At 64.1% G+C, this 23,489-nt stretch carries 23 protein-coding genes; 7 read left to right on the top strand and 16 right to left on the bottom strand.

The genetic code is table 11. From position 1 onward, the window contains the following. Positions 1 to 21: 21 nt before the first annotated feature. Positions 22 to 687: a glutathione S-transferase gene (locus U5768_RS02605; protein ID WP_322028816.1), complete on the bottom strand. Its 666-nt coding sequence runs from the start codon at positions 685 to 687 to the stop codon at positions 22 to 24. 92 nt (positions 688 to 779) lie between these two features. Further along, positions 780 to 1,505, bottom strand: coding sequence for a helix-turn-helix transcriptional regulator (locus tag U5768_RS02600; protein WP_322028815.1), 726 nt, complete (start codon positions 1,503 to 1,505; stop codon positions 780 to 782). A 187-nt stretch (positions 1,506 to 1,692) separates the two neighbouring features. Here U5768_RS02600 and U5768_RS02595 point away from each other — a divergent pair, with 187 nt between their 5' ends. Next, positions 1,693 to 2,649, top strand: coding sequence for a DMT family transporter (locus U5768_RS02595; protein ID WP_322028814.1), 957 nt, complete (start codon positions 1,693 to 1,695; stop codon positions 2,647 to 2,649). A gap of 1,078 nt (positions 2,650 to 3,727) precedes the next feature. Here the strand turns inward: U5768_RS02595 and U5768_RS02590 are convergent. Both U5768_RS02590 and U5768_RS02585 read right to left on the bottom strand, forming a co-directional pair. Further along, positions 3,728 to 4,480, bottom strand: coding sequence for a hypothetical protein (locus U5768_RS02590; RefSeq protein ID WP_322028813.1), 753 nt, complete (start codon positions 4,478 to 4,480; stop codon positions 3,728 to 3,730). Positions 4,481 to 4,547: 67 nt separating this feature from the next. Continuing rightward, on the bottom strand, positions 4,548 to 4,718 hold the full coding sequence (locus U5768_RS02585; RefSeq protein ID WP_322028812.1) for a hypothetical protein: 171 nt from the start codon (positions 4,716 to 4,718) through the stop codon (positions 4,548 to 4,550). On the opposite strand from U5768_RS02585, the gene U5768_RS02580 reads away from it, so the two are divergent. Both U5768_RS02580 and U5768_RS02575 read left to right on the top strand, forming a co-directional pair. Continuing rightward, positions 4,717 to 5,022 carry a hypothetical protein gene (locus U5768_RS02580; RefSeq protein ID WP_322028811.1) on the top strand — a complete coding sequence of 102 codons (306 nt, stop codon included), beginning with the start codon at positions 4,717 to 4,719 and terminating at the stop codon, positions 5,020 to 5,022. The two genes, U5768_RS02585 and U5768_RS02580, sit on opposite strands and share 2 nt — an antisense overlap. Positions 5,023 to 5,413: 391 nt before the next feature. Then, positions 5,414 to 6,175, top strand: coding sequence for a YoaK family protein (locus U5768_RS02575; RefSeq protein ID WP_322028999.1), 762 nt, complete (start codon positions 5,414 to 5,416; stop codon positions 6,173 to 6,175). A gap of 38 nt (positions 6,176 to 6,213) precedes the next feature. Here U5768_RS02575 and U5768_RS02570 read toward each other — a convergent pair whose 3' ends face one another. Together U5768_RS02570 and U5768_RS02565 are read right to left on the bottom strand one after the other, a co-directional pair. Next, positions 6,214 to 6,510, bottom strand: coding sequence for an H-NS histone family protein (locus U5768_RS02570; protein WP_322028810.1), 297 nt, complete (start codon positions 6,508 to 6,510; stop codon positions 6,214 to 6,216). A gap of 120 nt (positions 6,511 to 6,630) precedes the next feature. Continuing rightward, positions 6,631 to 6,960: a hypothetical protein gene (locus tag U5768_RS02565; protein WP_322028809.1), complete on the bottom strand. Its 330-nt coding sequence runs from the start codon at positions 6,958 to 6,960 to the stop codon at positions 6,631 to 6,633. A gap of 285 nt (positions 6,961 to 7,245) precedes the next feature. Between U5768_RS02565 and U5768_RS02560 the strand changes: the two genes are divergently transcribed. Continuing rightward, on the top strand, positions 7,246 to 7,377 hold the full coding sequence (locus U5768_RS02560) for a hypothetical protein (RefSeq protein WP_322028808.1): 132 nt from the start codon (positions 7,246 to 7,248) through the stop codon (positions 7,375 to 7,377). Between the two features lie 117 nt (positions 7,378 to 7,494). On the opposite strand, the gene phaP is transcribed toward U5768_RS02560, so the two are convergent. The 3 genes from phaP to U5768_RS02545 form a co-directional block, all read right to left on the bottom strand. Then, positions 7,495 to 7,788 carry a TIGR01841 family phasin gene (gene phaP, locus U5768_RS02555; RefSeq protein WP_322028807.1) on the bottom strand — a complete coding sequence of 98 codons (294 nt, stop codon included), beginning with the start codon at positions 7,786 to 7,788 and terminating at the stop codon, positions 7,495 to 7,497. A 360-nt stretch (positions 7,789 to 8,148) separates the two neighbouring features. Next, entirely contained in the window at positions 8,149 to 8,433 is a 285-nt protein-coding gene (locus U5768_RS02550; protein WP_322028806.1) for a hypothetical protein, read from the bottom strand. An 87-nt stretch (positions 8,434 to 8,520) separates the two neighbouring features. Beyond that, positions 8,521 to 8,910 carry a BON domain-containing protein gene (locus U5768_RS02545; RefSeq protein WP_322028805.1) on the bottom strand — a complete coding sequence of 130 codons (390 nt, stop codon included), beginning with the start codon at positions 8,908 to 8,910 and terminating at the stop codon, positions 8,521 to 8,523. A gap of 184 nt (positions 8,911 to 9,094) precedes the next feature. Here U5768_RS02545 and U5768_RS02540 point away from each other — a divergent pair, with 184 nt between their 5' ends. Then, entirely contained in the window at positions 9,095 to 9,610 is a 516-nt protein-coding gene (locus U5768_RS02540; RefSeq protein WP_322028804.1) for an Rrf2 family transcriptional regulator, read from the top strand. A 97-nt stretch (positions 9,611 to 9,707) separates the two neighbouring features. Here U5768_RS02540 and U5768_RS02535 read toward each other — a convergent pair whose 3' ends face one another. Next, the gene (locus U5768_RS02535) at positions 9,708 to 10,913 is read right to left on the bottom strand and encodes an NAD(P)/FAD-dependent oxidoreductase (protein WP_322028803.1); all 1,206 of its coding nucleotides are present in this window, start codon (positions 10,911 to 10,913) and stop codon (positions 9,708 to 9,710) included. A gap of 178 nt (positions 10,914 to 11,091) precedes the next feature. After that, positions 11,092 to 12,219, bottom strand: a complete 1,128-nt coding sequence (locus tag U5768_RS02530; RefSeq protein ID WP_322028802.1) for an NAD(P)/FAD-dependent oxidoreductase — start codon at positions 12,217 to 12,219, stop codon at positions 11,092 to 11,094. 105 nt (positions 12,220 to 12,324) lie between these two features. Between U5768_RS02530 and U5768_RS02525 the strand changes: the two genes are divergently transcribed. Beyond that, on the top strand, positions 12,325 to 13,005 hold the full coding sequence (locus U5768_RS02525; RefSeq protein ID WP_322028801.1) for a TetR/AcrR family transcriptional regulator: 681 nt from the start codon (positions 12,325 to 12,327) through the stop codon (positions 13,003 to 13,005). Here U5768_RS02525 and U5768_RS02520 read toward each other — a convergent pair. The 3 genes from U5768_RS02520 to U5768_RS02510 all read right to left on the bottom strand — a co-directional run bounded on the left by U5768_RS02520 (position 12,968) and on the right by U5768_RS02510 (position 19,270). Continuing rightward, positions 12,968 to 14,320 (bottom strand): tetratricopeptide repeat protein, encoded by a 1,353-nt coding sequence (locus tag U5768_RS02520; protein WP_322028800.1) that lies wholly within the window; start codon positions 14,318 to 14,320, stop codon positions 12,968 to 12,970. The genes U5768_RS02525 and U5768_RS02520 overlap by 38 nt on opposite strands. A gap of 176 nt (positions 14,321 to 14,496) precedes the next feature. Beyond that, a complete protein-coding gene (locus tag U5768_RS02515) occupies positions 14,497 to 17,220 on the bottom strand; it encodes an MGH1-like glycoside hydrolase domain-containing protein (RefSeq protein WP_415913831.1) in 2,724 nt (907 codons plus the stop codon). A gap of 97 nt (positions 17,221 to 17,317) precedes the next feature. After that, positions 17,318 to 19,270, bottom strand: coding sequence for an amylo-alpha-1,6-glucosidase (locus U5768_RS02510; RefSeq protein ID WP_322028798.1), 1,953 nt, complete (start codon positions 19,268 to 19,270; stop codon positions 17,318 to 17,320). Positions 19,271 to 19,509: 239 nt separating this feature from the next. Here U5768_RS02510 and U5768_RS02505 point away from each other — a divergent pair, with 239 nt between their 5' ends. Next, positions 19,510 to 21,273, top strand: coding sequence for a tannase/feruloyl esterase family alpha/beta hydrolase (locus U5768_RS02505; protein ID WP_322028797.1), 1,764 nt, complete (start codon positions 19,510 to 19,512; stop codon positions 21,271 to 21,273). Here the strand turns inward: U5768_RS02505 and U5768_RS02500 are convergent. Together U5768_RS02500 and rbsB are read right to left on the bottom strand one after the other, a co-directional pair. Then, positions 21,270 to 22,301, bottom strand: coding sequence for a LacI family DNA-binding transcriptional regulator (locus U5768_RS02500; RefSeq protein WP_322028796.1), 1,032 nt, complete (start codon positions 22,299 to 22,301; stop codon positions 21,270 to 21,272). The genes U5768_RS02505 and U5768_RS02500 overlap by 4 nt on opposite strands. A gap of 194 nt (positions 22,302 to 22,495) precedes the next feature. Next, positions 22,496 to 23,470 (bottom strand): ribose ABC transporter substrate-binding protein RbsB, encoded by a 975-nt coding sequence (gene rbsB / locus U5768_RS02495; protein WP_322028795.1) that lies wholly within the window; start codon positions 23,468 to 23,470, stop codon positions 22,496 to 22,498. Positions 23,471 to 23,489 lie beyond the last annotated feature (19 nt).

The raw sequence follows: 23,489 nt of genomic DNA, 5'->3' as shown, positions 1-23,489 counted from the left end.
CTCTATCCGTCCGTTATCCGGTCAGGCATAGATATATTCGCCGCCGCGTTCGAGCGCGCGCCGATACGCGGGTCGCGCATGAATCCGCTCGAGAAAATCGCGAATGGCCGTATGCGCGGGATCGGCGCTGCGCGAGTTGGCCGCCTCAAGCGGAAAGCTCATCTGAATATCGGCTGCACTGAACGCATTGCCGACAAACCAGCCGGTTTTGCTCAACTCATTATTGATAAAATCAAAATGAGTCTTGAGCTGCGGATCGATGAAACTCGTTTGCAAGGTCTGGGAAATCTTGCGCGTAACCGGTTTGACAAAGAACGGTACAGGCGCGCTCGCAATACGCAACGCGACGAGATTGAGCAATAGCGGCGGCATTGCCGAACCTTCCGCATAATGCATCCAGTACCGAAAGCTCAGCCACTCCTGTGAACCGGGTGCAGGCGCCAGCCGGCCCGCGCCGTACTTTTGCAGCAGATATTCGATGATGGCGCCCGACTCCGCCACTGTCTGCCCGTCATCGACAATGACCGGCGATTTGCCGAGCGGATGGATAGCGCGTAATTCAGGCGGCGCGAGCATCGTTTCCGGATTGCGTTCGTAACGCTTGATTTCGTAGGGAACGGCTAGTTCTTCGAGGAGCCACAGCACGCGCTGCGAGCGCGAGTTGTTCAAATGATGGACCGTTAGCATGACCAGCGCGTAGAGAGTCGTGACTATCGCACTATGCGGTACGGTGACGGCGGCGTCAAATCAATGCGATCGTCGAGCTTGTGAAGCGCTCCTCAGCGATAAAACCCGGAAGGCGCAATACCGAAATGCCGCTTGAACATCGCAGCAAACGCACTCTGGCTCGTATAGCCGTGGTCGAGTGCGACGGCCACGATCTTCTCGCCGCGCGCGAGGCGCTCGAGTGCCAGGAAGAGCCGCGCATGCCGACGCCAGCGCCCGAGCGTCATGCCGGTCTCGCGCTGGAACGCGCGGTGCAGCGTGCGCTCCGCCATGCCCAGCCGGTGCGCCCAATGCGCGATTTCGTGCGGCGCATCCGGCGTGTCGATGATCGCGTCGCAAAGCTTGCGCAATCGCGGTTCGGCGGGCCACGGCAGATACAGCGGCAGGCGCGGTATCACCGCGATTTCGGCAAGCAACAGACGCATGAGCAGATCGTGACGGCCGCCCGGCGCGTAGTCGAGCGGCACTTCCACCGCGCCGAGAATCAATTCGCGCAGCAACGGCGGCACCTCGACCACGCAACTGCCTCGCGGCAAATCCTTTGCGGCGCCGGGTTCCACGAACACGGTGCGCATGCGCACGCGGCCACTCATGCGTACCGTGTGCTCCAGCCCGGCATCGAGCCATACCGCGCGCGTTGGCGGCACGACCCAGCGGCCCGCCTGCGCTTCGATCAGCATGACACCCTCAACCGCATAGAGCAGTTGCGCACGCCTGTGGCGGTGCGTGGCGACGAACGCGCCGTGCGGATAGTCGGCAGCGAGCGCCGCGACCGGCATTGGGGTGTCTTCAAAGGGAACGTGCACGTCCGGTGGCGGGAGAGCGGTCATCGGCGTGGAAGTGGAAGGAGGTTTGGGGATGGCAGTTTTGAGACCGGATTCGCCATTCTAGCGTGAGACAGTCCCCAGCCGCAGCGTGCAATCTCCTGGTTCTTCCCACACACGCGACTCTGTTCAGGGGACTGCAATGCCCGCTTCTTCCTCGCGCTCCGCGCTCTATTCGCTCTTTCCTGTCGCGGCGATTACGCTGTGGTCCGGCAACGTCATGGTGTCGCGCCTGTCCGCGCACACCATCGACCCGTATGCCATCACCTTCTGGCGCCTGCTGCTCGCCGTCGCGCTGATGAGCCTCTTCGTGCCCGCGGGTGCATGGCGCAACCGCGCGGCGATCATTCCGCAACTGCCTAGGCTCGCATTCCTGGGCCTCCTGGCAATGGCGCTGTTCCAGTGCCTGTCGTACGAAGCCGCGAGGACGACAACGGCCACCAACATGGCGATCATGACCGCGCTCGTGCCGCTGCTTACCATGTTGCTCTCGGTGGCGCTGCTCGGCGAAACGCCCACGGCCGGAATGGTGAGTGGGGGCATGCTGTCATTCGCGGGACTCGTCTGGCTGATCACGGCCGGCCATCCTGGAGCGCTGTTCGCGGGCGGCGTGCATGCGGGAGATCTGCTGATGCTTTGCGCAAGCGCCGCTTACGCCCTTTATGGCGTGTTGCTGCGGCGCTGGCACGTTGGCCTGCCGTCGTGGCAATCGACTTATTTCCAGGCGATCGCGGCGTTGCTCTTCATGCTTGTGCCGATGCTGCGCCTTCCGCTCGCGCAAGGATTGCCCACTCGCGCCGCTTTACCGCTCATTGCCTACGCGGGCTCGCTTGCGTCGGTCGTGCTTCCGTTCTTCTGGATGCAAGGCGTGAAGCACCTCGGCCCGAATCGCTGCAGCATGTACATGAATTTGCTGCCCGTGTTGACGGCGGCGCTTGCCGTGGGCGTATTTGGCGAACGGCTGTTTGCGCATCATTTCGTGGGCGGTGCCGTGGCGCTTGCGGGCGTCCTGCTCGCGCAGACATGGCGCGCGCCGCTTGTGTCTTTTTTGGCAGACGATTCAGCAGCAAACGCGCAAGCCGGCGATGGTACTAAATAGTAAAACCGTGTCGCCCTATCCTGAATTCGCCATTTCCTTAGGATAACCAATGAATTAAATTGCAGGACACGACTTCGAAGTCTCACGCCGGGGAACGAGTGCGAACTTCGTCAAGGCGACAACCATGCCGTTAATTGAGCGACGAAGAACAAACGGTGCAATTGGGTAGACGGTGCTTCTCCGACGCCGAGGGATGGTTCGCATCTGCGCGGTAGGCTTCGGGCACGTGGTGGAATCACTGGATCGCAGGGCTCCGGCCATACGCGGGCGGACGAGTCAAGGTGTGCATGATGCTGTCAAACAAGTTTGCCCCCTGAAAGGGGTCAACGCTACCGGCGTCTCAGGCCACCGCCATTCGCTAGCATTTCTTCGCCAACGCCTGCCATCGCGACGACTAGCCGCGACAATCCGCATAAAGTGGCTTTGTCGGCTTTGGACGTAATCATACGAAATGCAGTGCTTCGCAATGCGAATCAAATTGCGGTCACTTGCCTTCTGAACAACGGCCACGACGCGTCTCGGGGGAGTTTCGAGGTACATCGCTTGCGCGCCGGCTAGCCCTTGCGCCTGGCGGAGTTGCGCGCACAAGACGCGGCTTTGAAGCGGCTTATGCGAAATGGGGGGACGATGAACAGATCAACGAAGCAAACCGTGGTGTGGGTGCTCGCCTTGGCCCTGTCGGGCGCGGCATATGGTGCTGCCGGAGGAAATGGCGGTGGCAGCGGTGGAGGGAATGGCGCAGGCGGCGGTGCCGGTGCAGGCGGCGGCCATGGTTCTGGGTCGGGCTCGGGCTCGGGTTCTGGGTCGGGCTCGGGTTCCGGGTCGGGCTCTAGTTCCGGGGCGGGGTCGGGCGCGGGCGCCGGATCAGGTGCAGGTAGTTCGGGCGCCGGGTCAGGCGCCGGCAGTTCGGGTGCCGGGTCAGGCGCCGGCAGTTCAGGTGCAGGTTCGGGTGGTTCCGGGGCCGGTTCCGGCGGTTCGAGTGGTGGTCACGGGTCGAGTTCCGGTTCAGGCTCCGGATCCGGAAGCTCTGGCTCCGGTTCAAGCTCTGGCGCTGGTTCGGGTTCTGCTGGTTCGGGTTCTAGTTCAGGCGCGGGCTCTGGCTCTGGCTCTGGCTCCGGTTCGAGTTCAGGTGCTGGCGCGGGCTCAGGTTCAAGCTCGGGCAGTTCGGGCTCGGGCAGTTCGGGCTCCGGTTCGGGCTCCGGTTCGGGCTCCGGTTCGGGCTCCGGTTCGGGCTCGGGTAGTTCGGGGGCGGGTAGTTCGGGGGCGGGTTCGAGCGGTGGGCATGGATCGAGTTCCGGCTCTGGATCAGGCTCAAGCTCTGGCGCGGGAGCAGGCGCAGGTTCGAGTTCCGGGTCAGGCGCAGGAAGCTCTGGTGCAGGGAGTTCCGGCGCGGGTAGTTCTGGTGCGGGTAGTTCCGGCGCGGGTAGTTCCGGCGCGGGCAGTTCGGGCGCAGGCAGTTCGGGCGCAGGCAGTTCGGGTGCAGGAAGTTCGGGTGCAGGAAGTTCGGGTGCAGGAAGTTCCGGCGCAGGCAGTTCGGGCGCAGGCAGTTCGGGTGCAGGAAGTTCCGGCGCAGGCAGTTCGGGCGCAGGAAGTTCCGGCGCAGGCAGTTCGGGCGCAGGAAGTTCCGGCGCAGGCAGTTCGGGCGCAGGTAGTTCCGGCGCGAGTAGCTCGGGCGCAGGAAGCTCCAGCGCAGGAAGCTCCGGCACGGGTAGCTCGGGTGCAGGCAGTTCGGGCGCAGGAAGCTCCGGCGCGGGTAGCTCGGGCGCAGGCAGTTCCAGTGGCGGCAGCAGCTCCGGCGCAGGCAGCACTGGTGGAAGCAGTGCTGGCGCAAGCGCGGGCTCGAGCGCCGGGGGTTCCGTGGGCGGCGCGAGCACGGGCGGACCTGGTGGACCGTTGGGTCACGGCTCGGGGGAGATGAGTTCACCATCCGCCATGGTCGAAATAGCGCCGCCTCCGCCGCCCGCTCCCGTAGTCAACGCATACGGGCCGCCGCTCGCTCCCGATGCCGACCACCGTGCGAGCGCGGCCGCGGCATCGGCCACACCCGACCACGCTGGGCCAACGAGCATGACCACTTCAGTCCGCAGCACGACCGTAGGGGCGCCCATTGCACCGGTTGCGAACAGCTACACGCCGCCGGCCGCGACGAACCCCGCGCCCATCGCAGTCGCAAAACCCAGTGCAGCTCCCGTTGCGAACGACTACGGTCCACCACCCGTGAGCGGCACGGGCAGCGGCGCGGGCCCCACGCGGGCCGTGAGCAATGACGGGCCGCGAGGCGGCGTGACGGGCACGACCAAAGCGGGCTTTGCGGTGGATACAGGCGGCCTTGAGCCCCCGATCCTCACCCCAACGAGCAGCGGCACACAATGACGCATAACCCAGGAGTTCAGCGCGAGGTCGCGCCCTCGGCCAACCGCTCGCCGTGAGCGAATCGCCGTCGCGCATAACAGACGGCTTCGGTATCGGCACGATCACGAATTGCCTGCCGATATCGGAGCCCGACAACAATCTCAACGATCCTCACCGATTAAGCGTCCGGCCGACACCCAACGCGCAAACCTGAACGCCCTCACACCCACACGCATCGCTGTGGCCGCCATCCGCGCGCAAAACGCCGGTAGCAATCGAACTACAGCAATCCACGACAATACGGCGCGCCATGCGGCAAACTACCGCATCCCCACGCCGCATGGCGTTTGGCTGCGCAGTAAGTCCGCGTCGTAGACTGTGCGTTTCGACGTCCGCAGCCCGGAAAGCCGTCGTGCCCATTCACTATCTCCGCAGCTTCACCTCCGTCGAACGCACCGAGCGGGCCAATCTGCGGCTCGGCCGCGTCCTCGCCTGGGTCGCCGGCGCGATCAATGCCGGCGGGTTCCTCGCCGTTGGGCAATACACGTCGCATATGTCGGGCATCGTCTCGTCTCTCGCCGACAGCGCCGCGCTCGGCGACAGCGCCATCGCGCTGTCCGCCATCAGTTCCGTCGTCGCCTTTGTGAGCGGCGCCGCGACATCCGCCATTCTGATCAACTGGGGACGCCGCCGTTGCGCGCGTAGCGTCTACGCCCTGCCGCTCCTGCTCGAAGCCGCCCTGCTCCTTTGCTTCGCCGCGCTCGGCGCGAATCTGGAGATTCACCGCGTTCTCTTCGTACCGCTGACTGTTGCCGTGCTTTGTTACGTCATGGGCATGCAGAACGCCATGATCACGAAAATCTCGCACGCTGAAATCCGCACGACGCATGTGACCGGCATCGTGACCGATCTGGGCATTGAGTTGGGAAAGGCGCTCTACTGGAATTGGGGCGTACCGGCTTCACCATCGCAGCACGTGGCCGCCGATATGCAGCGCGTACGCGTACTCGGTTCCCTGCTCGGCATGTTTTTGCTTGGCGGAACGCTGGGTGCGTTGGCTTTCCGGCATTTTGGATTTGCCGCGGGCGTTCCTCTGTCGATGCTGCTGGTGATCCTCGCGAGCGTGCCCGTCACAGACGATTTGCGCCGCCTGCCGCTACGCGACCTGTTTTGAGGACCATGGCGGTCCCCTTTGCGCTCGCATCACCCGATTTATTCGCGTATCAGAAACCGGTCGCGATTCTTCGCGTCCTTGATCCAGTTCGGTGCGCGCCCTTTGCCGGACCACGTCGCGCCGCTCACGGGATCGCGATATTTCGGGGGCGCGGCGCCCGGCGCAACCCCCGGTCTGCCACGGCGACTGCCGAAAATATCCTGTTGCGTGTACCCGAATTCGGCCACCTTCGTGCGGATATCGGCGAGAACCGTCTCGAACTCTTGCTGACGGGCGACGGCCGCCAGACTCTCGAGTTCAGCGAGTTGCGCTTTGAGTTCCTTGTACGTTGCCACGAATCGTCTCCTGCGCGTGGACACCATTCGCTAATGATAATGGCTTTCGCGCAAGCCCCTTCTCAACGTGATCGCATGACCTTTTGCCGCAGAGAAAAGAGGCGGATGCGGCAGAATCGTTCAGGCCGCGACGAAGACGACTGCCCCGACATCAGCAACCTGAGCGAACAACCGTACAAAACGATAGCTTTGCGACTGAATGGTCAGCTCGTTGAGGCCTGAGCGCGTCCCCTCCAGTATGGCCCGCGCCACCGGCTCGGGAATGGCGCCAAGGGGCGTCCAGTCTTCCTGCAACAACGCGGGGTCGCCCAGATAAACCTCGCTTTTCCCGCCAGGCGTTCGAACGAGAATCAGGCTTCCCCCCTTGTCGAGCGCAAGCTCCAGATACTCTGAGAGGGTAGCCAGGGCCTCTGTATCGACATCGCGTGCGGCATGTGAGTTTGCAGTCATAGGGAGCCACGCTGAGTAGTGTTTCTGTCGCTATCGTACCCCTGCTCCCGACCGCGCGGCATATTTTGGCATCGGACAGCGCATGGGGGATGCACCCGAACATACCGTGCCAGATCGCACTGAAACGGTTCACGCGACGCGCATGTTGCGACGCGGATCAGCATCAGCCGGCAATCGATCAATTGTCCTAATCAAATCGCATCGACTAGCGCGCAAATTAGCCCCCTGCACCCTGCGGACCGCAAATCAGCGCACGCGGGCAACCGCTCTCAGGAGTGCGTCGCCTTGAGCCGTCACTCGGGGAGTTGGGAAACCGGATTCGTGCATATCGACCACAACCAGATGAAGATCGCGAAGCGCACCGAGTTCCTCCCGGTCCGATTCGATCCGCCCTGGCGCATTCTTTATCAGCATTAACGTGGCAAGCTCGTGGGGGCTCAGCATATATATTTCCCTCCCGCATGATCCCGCTTCTTTGCGCCTTTCAAATTGGCCGCGCTTATTAACGCATTCGCCGCGTGAAGGCGATGCGCGCTACCTCATCTTCGCCGCAGTTTCAGATGCGATTTCCATGTACGCGCGCGTGTACCCTGCCGCCTGCGAAGCGACCCACGGCAACATCTCGACCTGGTTGCGGACGAATTGCTCCGGCGTCTGCGCGGACGCTATGTGTTCGAAGTGCTGTTGCGACCCGGCGAATACCGCCCGGCAAGTCACGAGGTTGAGGCGCGCAATTTCGCAAAACCCATCGAACAGATGACCGCTCAACCTCGTGAGATTGACGGCCCACGATGCGCTTTGCGCCACCGAGAATTTTTGATTAGACATACTAATTTACTCCCCGTGCATTTCGTCTATCGTGATGTCTGTATCGACCGCGGTTGATGTATGACTTTTCCCCGCGAGTGGCGCTGGCCGTTCAAAAACGAATGGCGTCGATCTAGAGCCTTGATTCTAACTTTGTTAAATCCGCCTCATGAATCAGGATGAGTCAGGAGTTTCCCCAATTCATTGCGGGAGTTAGTTGCCCCCCGAGGTATGACGGCGGCGCGTTGCGAAAAGCGGATGCGGAGTTTGATTTGTCAGATTGGATTTACACCAGTCAGACAAGAAGAGACCTGTTGCGGGGTTGAGCGCTGCCCGCTGACGCAAGACGTCATACAAGGCAGCGCTGGAGCCAGGCCTTAATCAATGCGCGCCAACCTTGATCGTAGGGCGTTGCGCCAAGAGTTCACGGATGCGCGCCAGATAGAGATCGCCGACGGCAGTCTGAATGGGCGCGCTCTTGCGGGCGCGACGCGCCGCAGGCGGCCATGCGCCGAGATATCTGCACAACGCGGAAACGAACGGGCGTTTCCCACCGCTCGCCAGCCGCTGGGCCGCGGCTCCCACGCGATCCGCACCTACATTTGCCAGCAGCCATTCAAATGCCTGACGATCCTCGTCATTCACAATGCGAATTAGCGATTCCATGCGGCGCTCCCACTGGACGTAAACACATACTGTTAATTTATACAGTATTTTGCGCCAGTGCAAGGAGTTAGCCGTATAGCCAGGACGCTACTCGCTGGCCGCCTCATCCCCCTTCTGAGCCTTCAGGCGGTTTCTAACGGTTCTCACGCCCAGCACCGATCTTGCCGCGTTGGCGGAGCGCGAAATCTGCCACGTCTCGGGCACGGAGCCCGTGAGCGTGACGACGCCGTGGCTAACCCGAATGTGAATGTCCGAATCGTCGAGATCCGGCACGCGCCGAAGGGCACGGCGCACGTCACGGACCACCGAGGTATCCGGCCGGGTTCCGGGTGTCGATGCCGATACGCTTAGCACGGACACACCAGCCGCCCCGTTCGCGGCGGTTTGCGCGCTCGCATTGTTCGCACCGGCAGCGCAGCACGCCATAGCAACAACAACCATCGCGCCGATCGTGCCGTTCGCACCGTTTTTGTTCATGCTGCCCCCTTCGAGTCGGGTCTACCGAGGAAAAGCGCCATCTGCACGCGTATGTTCGCACAGGAATTCGCGCGTCGCGTCCACGATGTCCGCCGCGCACGACGCAAAGGACGACGTAGCGGGTGACTTCGGCGCCGCACTGCGTTACCCTAACAACTCCGATACACACAGTCGTCGTATAACCATGTCACACATCAGCACGGGCGTCGAATACGGGCTGCATTGCCTGCTTTATCTTGCCGGGACGCCTGCCGGCGTGCGCGAGGCGAGCGTGCGCGACCTCGCGCAAATGCAGGGCGTGCCCGTCGATTACGCCGCCAAGCTCTTCACGCGCCTCGCCAAGGCCGGCATCGTCGAGTCGACCGAAGGCATACGCGGCGGTTTCAGGCTCGCGAAACCCGCGCGCAATATTTCGGTGCTGGACGTTGTCGACGCCATCGACGGCGAAAAGGCGCTCTTCGACTGTCGTGAAGTGCGCGGGCAATGCGCGGTTTTCAACGACGAGCCGCCCACGTGGGCCACACGCGGCACCTGCTCGATTCATGCCGTGATGCAAGGCGCCGAGCGCGCCATGCGTGCGGAACTCAGGCAACATTCGCTTGCCGATCTCGCCACTCGCGCGTATTCGAAGGCGCCTGCCAGCTATCACCATCACGTGGTGGACTGGTTCACCGAGCGCGCCGCCAGTCGTCGCGGATAACACGCGCCGCCTGTGAGCCCTTCTGGCGCACAGAAAAAAAACGCGGAGCCTCAAGCGAGGCTTCCGCGTTCAATCATATCCGTCGTCGTCCTGAGGATCAGGCGACCACGATGCGAAGCGGATCGGCGGCGGCGAGCGCTTGCGCACGGTCCGCACGAGGCGGATAGATCCATTCGGAGTTGATCTGGTGCTTGAGCTTCTTCGCCTCGGCGCCCTGCATTTTCACTTCGCGCTCCCATCCTTCCGTATACACCGCGCCCCACGGACCCAGATCGAGACACGTCACGTACTTCGGCTGGCTATACGGAATCTGATCGAGGCCAAGCAGATCGGCGGCGGCGTTATGGCCTGCCGAGCGCCCCAGATTCATCGCGTGCTGACACGACATCAGGGTGTGATTGCCTTCGTCGTCGGTGGCCGCGCGGGCGACGTCGCCCGTCGCATAGACGCCGGGCACTCCCTCCACCGCGAGATTGCGATCGACGTGAAGACGTCCTGTGGCGTCGAGCCGGCCCGGAATCTGCGCGGTCAGCGCGCTCGCGCGCAGGCCGGCCGTCCAGATCACCGTGCTCGATTCGATACGCTCGCCGTCCGTGGTCGTGACGCCGCCGGCATCCACTGAAGCGACACCCGCGCCAAGCTTCCAGGTCACGCCGAGCGCGCCCAGTGCTTCTTCGATAACGGGACGCGGGCCCGCGCCCAGATCCGGACCGATCTCTTCGTTGCGCTCGACAATGATCACCTTCACGTTCGCGTGCTCGCCGAGCGCCGCGCGCAGGCGCGCCGGCATTTCCGCGGCGGTCTCGATGCCGGTGAACCCGCCGCCCGCCACCACCACGGTATTGCGCGCGGGCGATTCTGGCTGGCCGGCCAGGCTGCGGACGTGTTCTTCCAGTTCGACCGCTTCATCGGTCTGGTCCACGCTGAAGGTGTGTTCGGCGAGGCCCGGAATCGACGGGCGGAACAACCGGCTGCCCGTCGCCAGCACGAGGCGGTCGTAGCCGAGCGTGGCGGTCTGCCCGTCCACGCCGATCAGGACCACCGTGCGGCGATCCACGTGAACGCGCTCGACCGTGCCCTGAATGAACTTGACGCCGGTTGCCTCGAAAATCTCCGTGAGCGGCGCGCGGAAGTTCGCGGGACCCTCTTCGTACAGACGCGGACGGACATGCAGATGCGGGTCCGGGGCGACCAGCGTGATCTCGACGTCCGTGCGCCCCTGCTCGTCGAGCAGCCGCGCCGCGCTCAGCGCGCTCCACATGCCGGCAAAACCGGCCCCAATAACAAGAATACGCTTCGACATCTTTTGATTCTCCAATCCAGGATGCGTGAAATCGGCGGAGCGCTCGCTTCGTGCGGCTCGTGCCACACCCGCGCAACGCATAACTCGGATTCTATGAGTCGGAGTTTAAAGACGCAAGCCTTCTTTTGGAATACACCGTTGACAAATCAGGCAACGAAGCCGCGAAAGTGGCTTGCGGCTAGGGTTGGCCGGACGCGAAGAACTCGACCAGACTGCGCGGCGAATCGTCGCCGAGGCAAACATCGAGCAGCGTTTTTGCCGCCGTCGCCTCGCTCGCGCTGCGAGGGAACAGTTGGGTTTCGTACGCAAGGAGCGCGGCTTCGATGTCGCCGGGATCGGCGGCAATGGCCCTCGCGAGTTCGGCACCGTCGAACATGGCGAGGTTGGCCCCTTCGCCGGACGGAATCATCAAATGCGCGGCATCGCCAAGCAACGTTACGCCAGGCGTGTGCGGCCATGTGTGCTCGTCAGGGAGCGCATGAATCGGGCGCAACACCGGGGGCGTTTCGCCATCGGTAATGAGCGCGGTCAACTCGGGCGCCCAGCCCTCGAACGCTTTCGCAACCGTGGCAATAAAGGCCGCCGGATCGCACGGGTCGATGCTGTCGATCCAGTCTCGTGGCTGATTCAGTTGCGCGTACGTGTGCAGCACGCCTCCCGGCTCGCGATGCGCGACAAGGCCTTTTCCCGGCGCGAGTGCAAACATCGCGCCTTCGCCAACTGCTTGCGCGCTCGCCTTGTGACGCGCGTCGCAGTCGAACAGATACGTCTCGACGAATGAAGTGCCGACATAGGCCGGTTTCGCGTCCGAAAGCAGCGGTCGCACTTTCGACCAGGCGCCGTCGGCCCCAACCAGAAGATCGGTCGTCACCGTGGCGCCGTCGGCAAAGGTCACAACGTGCCGGCCGCCGCCCAACGGCGATGCCGCAATGACTTTATGGCCCCACCTCACCGTCCCGGCGGGAAGGGATTCGAGCAGAATACGGCGCAACGCTCCACGCGGGACTTCGGGCCGTCCGCTGGTTCCCTCATCCGGTTGCTCGTAGAGAACGCGACCCTGCGTGTCGAGAATCCGCGTCGCCTGGCCGCCGGGATGAATGATGTCGCGGAACGGGTCGAAAAGCCCCGCCGCCTTCAGGGCGAGTTGCCCGTTGTTCTCGTGAATGTCGAGCATGCCGCCCTGTGCCCGGGCATTCGCCGAGGGTTCCGCCTCGTAGATCGTCGAACGAATGCCATGAACGTGTAGCACGCGCGCGAGCATGAGTCCGCTGAGTCCCGCGCCGATGATTACAATCGATGTACTCATCCTGCTCCTTGCCCATCGGGCGTGGTCGTTTATGTGTGACAGCACTCTATGGAACGCCGTTCCATAGTAATATGGAACATTGTTCCAACGCCGTCAAGAGAAAGCATGATCAAGAAAACGCGGGCCGTGCAGCGGCGCGAAGACTCGCTCTCGCGCGAGCGGATCATCGAAGCGTCGATCGAACTGCTGGACAGCAGCGGCGAAAGCGGCCTGACATTTCGCGCATTGGCCGAGCAACTCGCCACGGGTCCCGGCGCGATTTACTGGCATGTCGAAAACAAGGGCGATCTGCTGAACGCCGCCTGCGACGCCATCGTTGCCCGCACCATGGACGCGCCGTTGCCCCGCGCGACGCCACGCGAAGCGATTCGCGCGCTCGCGCTGGGTATGTTCGACGCGATCGACGATCATCCGTGGGTGGGCTCGGTGCTAGCGCGCGACCCGGCGCAACTGGCGATGGTCAGGATTCTTGAACGTATCGGACAGCAGATTCGCGCGCTTGAGGTGCCCGACGACGCGCAGTGGACAACGGCGTCAGCGTTGCTGAGTTACATCCTCGGCGTAAGCGGCCAGAACGCCGCGAATGCGCAAATCGCCCGCGAGCAGAACCCCGATCGCACCCACTTTCTGGACGAGGTTGCCTCAATGTGGTCGCAGCTCGATCCCGAGGACTATCCGTTCACGCGCAGCGTCGCGAAACAGTTGCGCGATCACGATGACCGCGCCGATTTTCTCGCTGGAATCGATCTCATCCTGCTCGGCATCGAGTCGGCGCACGGGCGCTGAGCGCTACCGGGTCATTGAGACTCGCCGACACCGGCTGCGACTTGCGCGGCGCGCGAAGCAGAGCCAGTTGCTTTTCATGCTGCGTGAGCGCGTCGCTGTCGCGCTTGTCCGCCTCGGCATATTTTTGCGCCGCGTGGGAGAGATCGCCTTCGCTTTCCAGCGCCTTTCCCCACAGTTCGTACGCGGGCGCGAGATCGGGACGCAGTTCGACCGCGCGGGACAATCTGGCAATCGCCGCCTCGTACTGCCCATTGGCGACGAGCGCCTCTCCCCAGTCGTGCAGGATGTTCACATCGTCGCTGCGCATTGCGTTCGCGCGACGGAACGCGCCAAGGGCTTCGGGATACCGGTGCGCGTGCAACAACACGTCGCCGAGCAAACGCTGATTCTCCGCAGTACTGAACTTCTCGCGAACCGCGGCCCGAAGCTCCTTGATCGCAGCGTCGATTTTGTGCTCCTGTTCGAGCGCAATGCCGAGGTTGGCCCGCAGGACGCCCGAGTGCGGATACAGCAGGAGCGCGTCGCGCGACTGCTGTTCCGCCTCCTCGGAGCGGTTTTGTCTAAGCAGCAGCCACCCTTTACCCGCGAGCGCCCACAGGCGTTCCACTGAGCCCGGCCGCCCCAGCACATCGTCGTAGATAGCTTCGATCTCGCTGTAGTCGCATTGGTCCAGCGAACATCGCGTCTTTTGCACCTTTGTGAAGAGATGGCTCGCGAGCGTATTCGGTTCGACGAGCCGCATGACTTTCGCCGCAATGTCCTGCACCGAGCGGTTGAAGTCATTGCCGCTGAACGGCACGTCGTCGTGCATCGCGTTGAACGGGCCGTTTTCGATCTGGATATGCGCAACATAGGAGTCCGCACTGTCGCTCCCACGCGTGATGCCGATATGCACGATCACGTCCGGCGTGTTCCTGAAAAACGTCGATTTAAGGAAGCCGACAATCGAGGCATAGGACATGTCCTCGCCCGGAAGCTTGATATCCGGGTTGTCGCTGTCGGCCAGCGAGGCGTCGTGCGGGACCGCGTCGCTGTCGCTGCTGATTCCGCGCATCGCGGCAAGAATTCGTTCTGCCAGGAATTCCGGTGTGTAGCCGGTTTCGACAAACGCTTTCGGCGCCTCCACGGGCGGCACCAGCACGTGTTGCGTGAGCGCGCCGGAAATGACGAGCACGCAAAACGGACTGGCCAGAACCAGGATCACCCAGGGAAGCACAAAAGGCCACGCCGTTCCCGGCAGACGGCCAATAAATCCGACCAGAAGCCATACGTGCGGGAGACCGCCACCTGGCCTGCGATGCGAAACGCTCGACATGATGCACCTCGACTCGGACCAACTGCCGCTCGACGTGCATGCATCGGCTGTGCCAATGTACGTTACCCCTTCCCCAGAGGGCGTTTCCGCAATATGTGCGAATGTCCGGTATGCCAGGTGTCAGCTTCCGGGCAACTTCCGGTCAAGGCAACTGGCGGGTCGAAGCCGACACCCGCTCACTTCACCGTCTCCATGTCCTCGACCTCGCCCGCGACCGGCACGTTGCCCGAAGGACTCATCATGCGCGGCTGCAGCATCAGCGCGACGAGCCCGGTCCAGCCCGTCTGATGCGACGCGCCGACGCCGCGTCCGTTGTCGCCATGAAAATATTCGTGAAACAGCACGAGATCGCGGCTGCGTGGATCGGCCTGCAACAGCGGATATGCGCCCATCACGGGCCGCTCGTTGTTGCGGTCGAGCAGAAAGAGCGTCGTCACGCGGCGCGCAAGCTCGTCGGCGATCTGCGCGAGCGACAGTTTCTTGCCCGAGCCGGTCGGATACTCGACGCGAAAATCGTCGCCATAATATCGATGGAATTCATACAGCGACTCGATCAGCAGATAGTTGACCGGCATCCAGACCGGGCCGCGCCAGTTCGAATTGCCGCCGAACACGCGCGAATCCGATTCGGCCGGCAGGTATTTCACGCTGAAGTCGCAGCCGTTATGGCGGTAAACGAAAGGCTCGTCCAGATGGGTGCGAGAAAGCGCACGCACGCCGTGGTCCGAGAGAAATTCGGCTTCGTCGAGCATGCGTCGCAACAGCGCCTTCATCCGGTGCCCGCGCAACAGCGAGAGCAGCAGCGAATTGCCCTTGCCGGGTTCGTTCCAGCGCGACACGAGGGCGGCCAGGTCGGGCCGGTGCTGCAGGAAAAAGATCAGCCGGTCGCGCAATCCCGGCAGGCCGCCATGCACGCGCTCCTCCAGCACGCGCACGGCGAAGAACGGAATCAGCCCGACGATCGAGCGCATGCGCAGCGGCACGCTGGTGCCGTCCGGCAGCCTCAGCTTGTCGTAGAAGAATTCGTCGACGCTGTCCCACAGGCCCGTCTCGCAGCCGTCATCGCAACTCACCGCGCCCGCGATATACAAAAAGTGCTCGAAGAATTTCACGCCGATATCGACGAACACATGGTTCGCAAACGCGAGTTCGAGCGCGATGCGCATCAGGTCGAGCGCATAAGCGGCCATCCACGCCGTGCCGTCCGCCTGGTCGAGGTGGCCGCCCGTCGGCAGCGGCGACGAGCGGTCGAAGATGCCGACGTTGTCGAGCCCGAGGAAGCCGCCCTGGAAGATGTTGTGGCCGTCCGCGTCCTTGCGGTTCACCCACCACGAAAAATTCAGGAGCAGCTTATGGAAAATGAGTTCGAGAAATTCGCGGTCTGCCTTTCCGGTGATCGACCGGTCGATCTCATACACACGCCAGGCCGCCCACGCATGCACGGGTGGATTGGCGTCGCCGAACGCCCATTCGTAGGCGGGTAATTGTCCGTTCGGATGCTGATAGCGGTCCTTCACGAGCAGCAGCATCTGCTTCTTTGCGAACATCGGATCGACCAACGCGAACGCAACCGACTGAAACGCGAGATCCCACGACGCATACCACGGGTATTCCCACTTGTCCGGCATCGAGAGAATGTCCGCGTTGCACAGATGCCGCCAGTCCGCGTTGCGACCGCGCAGGCGGCTCGCGGGCGGCGGCGGTTGCAGCGGGTCGCCCTCCAGCCAGCGGTTCACGTCGTACTGGTAGTACTGCTTCGACCACAGCATGCCCGCCAGCGCCTGGCGCTGCACGAGCCTCGCGTCCGCGCTCTCGATGTCGCGCTGAAGCGCATCGTAGAACGCGTCCGCTTCCGCGATGCGTTGCGCGAAGAGGCTGTCGATGTCGAGCGTCACCTCGTCTTTCGCCTCGGACACCGGGCGCCAGCGGAACGTGACGACCGCGCGGCCGTGCGCCGCGATCTCCAGATGCACGCGCGCGGCCGCTTTCGTGCCGGCGTCGCGCCGGATCGCGTCGTTGTTGCCGTGCACGATATAGTCGTCGAAGCCGTCCTTGAACGGACCGGCGCCATCCATGCCGAAAAGACGCTTGACGTTGGTGTCGTTTTCGCAAAACAGCCACTCGACGCGCGCGCCCTCCTTTGCCGCAGCCGTCACGACGAGCGGCTCGTGCGTGCCGCTGTGCGCGACGACATGCTCGCCGTCCGGCGACGAGACAAGCGTGAGCGACGGCTTGCTTCCCGCGTCCTTCCACGACCACGTGTTGCGCGCCCAGATCTGCGGCAGCACGTCGATCGAGGCATGTTGCCCCGCGCGGTTCTCGACGCTCACGCGCATGACGATGTCTTCCGGCGTGTGCTTCGCGTATTCGATTTGCACATCGAAATAACGTCCGTCGTCGAATGCGCCGGTATCGAGGATTTCATATTCGGGCAAACCGGCGCCGCGCCGCGCGTTTTCGTCGATCAGGTCCTGGTAGGGAAACGCCGCCTGCGGATACTTGTAGAGCATGCGCATATACGAATGCGTCGGCGTGCTGTCGAGGTAGAAGTACAACTCTTTCACGTCCTCGCCGTGATTGCCTTCTTCATTCGTGAGGCCGAACAGGCGCTCCTTCAAAATCGGATCGTGGCCGTTCCACAACGCGAGCGAGCAGCACCAGGTCAAGCGCTCGTCGGCGAACCCGGCCATGCCGTCCTCGCCCCAGCGATACGCGCGCATGCGCGCGTGGTCGTGCGGGAAGTAGTCCCACGCGGTGCCGTGCTCGCTATAGTCCTCGCGCACCGTGCCCCATTGACGCTCGCTGAGGTACGGTCCCCAGCGCTGCCAGCGGGCGTAATCGCCGGAATACAGGCGTTGGCCTTCGACCGTATGGATGAGGCCGGCGGCGCGCTGCAGCATGAGCATCTCCTTGACGTGGGGCCGCCGGGGTGCGGCCTGGCTTCACATGCTAGCGCGGTTTCCCCGCCGCGCGCGCGGATCGCGCAACAGGCGCGGGCTAGCCCGCGTCACCGAGCCGCTTCAGGACGCGCAGCAATTCGCCGAGCGACCACGCCTGGAACGGCGCGCCGCCGGGCCGGTGCGGCGCATCGCCGTCGGCGACCTCGGAAATATGGTCAAGCCCTGCGCGGTCGAGATGCGCGATGAGCGGCGCGACGAACCGCTCGCGGGCGAACGCGCGTTGCGCGGCAGCATCGCCGTTCACGCGCAGCCAGGCGTCCACGAAGGGGCCGAGCAGCCAGGGCCAGACGGTGCCCTGATGATAGGCGCCGTCCCGCTCCAGCACGCCGCCGCGGTATTGCCCGCGGTACGCGCGGTCCGAAGGCGCGAGCGTACGCAGCCCCATGGGCGTGAGCAGATGCGCCTGAACCTGCGCGACGACCGCGCGCGCCGCATCGCCTTCCAGCAGCGCGAACGGCAGACCGCCTGCCGCGAAAATCTGGTTCGGCCGGTTCGAGGCGTCTGCCGTGCCCTCCACGTGATCGACGTCGACTACGTCGAACAGCGCGCCCGTGGACGGATCGACGAAGCGCGCGGCAAACGCGGCGCTGGCGCGCGCTTCCAGATCGCGCCAGCGCGCATCCCAGCCCGAGACGATGCGCAGCGCATTGATCCACAGCGCCTGAACTTCAACGGGCTTGCCGATGCGCGGCGTCACCACCCAGTCGCCGGCCTTCGCATCCATCCACGTGAGCTGTACGCCGGACACGCCCGCTCGCAGCAGGCCGTCGCGCGGGTCGGCTGCGATCTGGTAGCGCGTGCCGCGCGCATAGCCTTCGACGATCGCGTCCACCGCGCCTTGCAACCTGTGCCGCGCTTCGGGCGGCACGTTTGCCGCGGCGAAATAATCGTGCACCGCGACAACGAACCACAGCGACGCATCGACCGAGTTGTATTCGGGCGCACCGCCCGCATCGGCAAAGCGGTTCGGCAACATGCCTTCGGAAACCGTCGCGGCCCATTCGAGCAGGATCGCGCCAGCCTCCTCAAAGCGCTCGTTCGCGAGCAACAGCCCGCGCATGGCGATGAACGTGTCGCGGCCCCAGTCGGTGAACCACGGATAGCCCGCGACGATCGTGCGGCCCTCGCCGCGCGCGACGACATAGGCGCTGGCCGAGCGTTGCAGACGCGAACCGAACGAGGCCCTGCGCACTTCCTCGCAACCCGCCAGCCGTTGCGCGTGGCTCGCCGCGCTTTCTTGCGGGGATTCGCTCGCACCGGCCAATGGTTGCGCGCGCAACGTCAGCACGGCATCGCCCATGGCGAGATCGAAGCTGAACACGCCAGGCGTCGCGAGATCTTCGATGCAGTCGAGACCGCGCTCGCGTTCACGCGTGTAACAGAAGTTGCGATACCAGTCCGGCGCGTGCGCGTAGCGGCCGTTCGAGCGCGCGACGATGGCGGGCAGATCGCCGTACGGTTGCCAGCGCACGCGCTCGCCGTCGATTTGTGCATCGAAGTCGAACGCGGGATTCTCGCGATGCAGCGCGTGATAGTCGCGGCCCGAAATCAGCGGACGCACTTTGAGCACGGCGCCGTCGGCTTGAGCGGGCGCTTCGAGCCGCCAGCGCAGCACGGTCTCGCCGCTCGCCTTCGCGACGAACACCTCGGCTGCGAGCACGCCGCCGCCGTCCAGCCGGTAGCGCCACGTGGGCCACGGCGACGTGTCGAAGCTCGCCATGCGCGCCGAGGTATCGGGATACAGCAGATCGGGCGCGTAGCGCTGCATGGTCAGCGCTGTCTTGCGTTCCCCGTTCTCGATCCAGGCTTCGACGCCGTTCACGAGCACCACGCGGTTCGTGGGCGGTTGCGTCGCCGTGAGCAGGAGCGCGTGGTAGCGGCGCGTTCGCGCGGTGCCGACCGTGCCGCACGCAAATCCGCCCGCGCCGTCCGCTTCGAGCCATTCGTCGTCGAAGCGGTCCGCATCGATGGGGCTGTCAAGACGCGTCATCGGTTGTCCTGCCCTCGCCTTGTGGATCACCTGCGCAAAGATACTACCGTTGGCCTGAGGTAGCCGGAAAGCGAATCGAAAGCACGGGCCGCCGCGCGCAAGTTGGCGGGTGCCGCGCCCACCAGCGACTATGATGAATTCACCGATCAAGCACCGCCGCGCCGTTGCCTGATGGAATAAGGGACATGAGTGCGCGGCGCCGTATCGAGGCCTGACTGAAAGTGGAAGGAGACAACGCAATGAACCCGAATAGCGGACTGGGACGCGCGTACAGGCGTGTGTTTTCGCAGGCGGGGGCGCTCAGTGTGGTGATGCTGTGCGCCATAGGAAGCGGCGGCGCGTATGCGCAGCCGGCGGCGGACTCGTGTCGCGACGCGGCATGCGGACCGCACGGCACACCGCCGCCGTCGAAAACGAGTTGTCCGAAACTGATCGGGCTGACCATTGCGGCCCGCAAGATCGACCTGCCGACAACGGGCGCCGTCGTCACGTCCACGACGCAGGTCGCGGCGAGCGGCAGCGGCGCGACAGCGACCGGTCCGTACTGTCTCGTCGCGGGCGCGATCCATCCGGTCGATCCGTCCGCGCCGGACATCCTGTTCAACCTCGCATTGCCGGACCAGTGGAACGGCAAGATCCTGATGCTCGGCGGCGGCGGTTTCGATGGCTCGATTCCCGCCGTAACCGGCAACGTGCCAAGCGCGCCGGCCAATCTGCCAGGGCCGCTGTCGCGCGGTTACGTGGTGTTCGCGAGCGACTCCGGGCACGAGGCGGCCAACGGCGCGGTCAATGGCGCGTTCTCCGTCAACGCCGAGGCCTACGACAACTTCATGGGCGAGGCGCTGAAGAAAACGCACGACGCCGCGCTCGTGGTCATCAAGGCTCATTACGGTGCGCATCCGTACAAGGCGTATTTCGCGGGCGGCTCGACCGGCGGGCGCGAGGCGCTGACCGTCGCGCAACGTTGGCCGCAGGACTGGGACGGCGTGATCGCTTTCTATCCCGCGTACGACTTCACGACGCTGAGCCTGCAACAGTTGCGCGTGACCGAAGGGTTCGCTGCGCCGGGCGCGTATCCCGACACCGCGCAGCGCGCGCTGCTGCTCAAGGCGGTGATGCAGGCCTGCGACGGACTGGACGGAGCCGTCGACGGCTTGATCAGCAATGTGCACGCGTGCAACGCGACGTTCAACCCGGCAACGGCCACTGTCGATGGGGCGCCCCTGCGCTGCGCGGGCGGCGTCGCGCGCGGCGACACGTGCCTCTCAGACGCGCAGATCGCGGCGCTCAACACCATGAACACGCCGCTCGCGTTCGCGTACCCGCTCGAAAGCGGCGAAACGCAGTATCCGGGCTATAACGTGTATGGCGCCGATCTCGGCGTCGGCAGCAGTTCGCCGCTCGAGCCGACCGTCACGACGCTCGCGCTCGGCACGACGCAGCCCTCGTTTCCGCTGCAAAGCACCGCGATGTTCGATGGACAGATCGCCGACGAATTCGTCCGCTACACGGTCATGGACAACCCGAATTTCGACTCGCTGACATTCAATCCCGCGCTCGCCGGCCGATGGTCCGGACGCATCAGCATGCTCTCGGGACTCGACGCGACCGACGCGAACCTCACGCGCTTCATGCGGCGCGGCGGCAAGCTGCTGATGGCGCACGGCACGGTGGACCAGACCGTCAGCACGCGGGCAACCGAGATCTACTTCGAGCGCATGCAGGTGACGATGGGCTTTGGCGCAGTGGCGTCGTTCGCGCGCTTCTATGAAATTCCCGGGCTGCAGCACGCGGTCGGCACCGAGTTCAACGCGTCCTGGGATTCGCTCACGGCGCTGGAAAACTGGGTCGAGCATGGAACGCCGCCTGTGCACCAGGTGGACACCGATACCGCGGGTGTGCCCGGGCGCACGCGGCCGCTGTGCCAGTATCCGGCATGGCCCAGCTATAACGGCGCGGGCGACGTGAACAGTGCGGCGTCGTTTACGTGCGTGCAGGGTTAGCGCGCATCGGACTGCCCGCGCCGGCGCCGGTAATGGATCTGCGCGGGCACCTGAATGGATTCGGGCGCGTCGACGCCTTCGAGCAGCGAAAATACGCAACGCAGGCTATGTTCCGCGAGTTGGCCGCTGTCCTGCACGATCGCGTCGATGCGCAGCGGCAGGCAGTCGAGCAGTTGATGATCGTCGAAGGTCATCACGCGGCCCGGCGCCTGCGCGAGCTGGTGCGCTTCGTTCACGAACTCCAGCAGGCCTTCGAGCAACGTAATGGAACCCGCGAAAAGCGCCTCGGGATAGCGCCCGTGCGCCGCGAACCAGTTCTTCATCAGCGCATAGCCCGACTCGCGCTGGTAGTCGCGCTGAAACACCCAGTCCGCCTGCTCGGTCATGCCATGCCGATCCAGCGCGAGCCGATAACCCGCAAGGCGGTCGCGGCTCGGCGAAAGCTCCGGCTGGCCGCCGAAAAACACCACTTCACGCGCGCCCTGCCCGATCGTCTCGCCCACCAGTGCGGCCACGGTTTCGGCGGCGTCTGTGATCACGTACGGGATGGCGCTCGTCGCCACGCGGCGATCGGCGAACACGATCGGCAAACGCTTGACCCACTTGTCGTAGCGCGGGGCGTCGGCGGTGCACGGCACGACCACCAGGCCGTCCACCTGCTGCGCGACCAGATGCGCAATACCCTCGGTCTCGCGCACCGGATCTTCGTCGCTCGTCACGATCACGAGCTGATACCGGTAGCGCTCGCGGCATTGCAACTCCATGGCCTGGGCGAGCGCGGCGTGCGCCGAGTTGGTCAGATCGGGAATCACGAGGCCGATCGTATTGCTGCGCCGCGAGCGCAGCGCGCGCGCCGATTGCGACGGCGTGAAATGATGGTCTCTCGCCACCTGCAAGACGCGCTCGACCGTCGCCGCCGAAATGCGGTAGCGCTCGGCATTGCCATTGAGCACCATGCTGGCCGTGGTGCGCGAAACCTCCGCGAGACGGGCAATGTCGTCGATAGTCAGACGCTCGAACTGGGACACGCGGCGTTCCTGCTGGACTGTGGTTTTGGGAATCGGATGAAAGCGGGAGCGAAGCGCCGGCGACGCGGCCTGGGGGACGACGAACTCCAAACGAAACGCCCCGTGTGGCACGGGGCGCTCCATGCTTCCCAGGCGCGCAAACGCGAAGACTTCGCGTCAGATGGTACTACGCTCGCGCGCGCCTGAAAACGTGCTTACTGCTTGTACAGGTTCAGCGGAACGGGGATGAACTTTTCGACCGGCTGACCATCGACCACCTTCTTCGCGGCCTGCACGCCGTACTGGCCGATCAGTTCCGGCTGCTGCTGCACGGTCGCGGCCATCTGACCCGCCTTGACTGCGGCGATCGCGTCGTCGGTGGCGTCGAAGCCGACCACGGCCACGTTCTTCAAGCCAGCCGCCTGCAGCGCCTTCACCGCGCCCAGCGCCATTTCGTCGTTCTGCGCGAACACGCCCTGGATATCCTTGTTGCTCTGGATGATGTTTTCCATCACCGAAAGGCCCTTGGCGCGATCGAAGTCGGCGGGCTGCTTCGTGACGATCTTCACGCCGCCCCTTGCCGCGATTTCATCGTCGAAACCGGCGCCGCGCTCGTTGGCCGCCGACGAACCCGGAATGCCTTGCAGCTCGACGATGTTGCCCTTGCCGCCCAGCTTGTCGGCGAGGAAACCGGCAGCCATCTTGCCGCCTGCCTTGTTATCCGAAGCGATATGCGAGCTGACTTCGGCGCCGTTCACGCTGCGGTCGAGCGAGATCACCTTGATGCCCTTGCTCGTGGCTTCCTTCACCACATTGGCCACCGCCGAAGAATCGGTGGGGTTGATGAGGATGACGTTGACCTTTTTTTCGATCAGGTCTTCCACGCTCGCCTGCTGTTTGGCGGGATCGTTCTGCGCATCGACGGTGATGAGCGTCACGCCGTCCTTCTTCGCTTCGTCTTCGGCGCCCTTCTTGAGCGAGACGAAGAACGGATTGTTGAGCGTCGAGATCGACAGGCCGACCGTGACCGCGCCGCCCGAAGCAGGCGCCGCCGCCGATGCGCCGCTCGCGCCCGCATCGGCGCTGCTGCCCGGACCTTCCTTCGAGCAGGCCGCGAGGCCCAGCGCGAGCGAACCGGCGGCGAGCGCCATCAAGAGCTTCGAGACCGACGGCGAATGGTGCTTATGCATAGTCTTCCTCATCGTTATA

Source organism: Paraburkholderia sp. J76, from assembly GCF_905220295.1.
Lineage (GTDB): Bacteria > Pseudomonadota > Gammaproteobacteria > Burkholderiales > Burkholderiaceae > Paraburkholderia.
The sequence above is the reverse complement of the archived record's forward strand: the minus strand, read 5'-3'. Positions and strand labels throughout refer to the sequence as shown.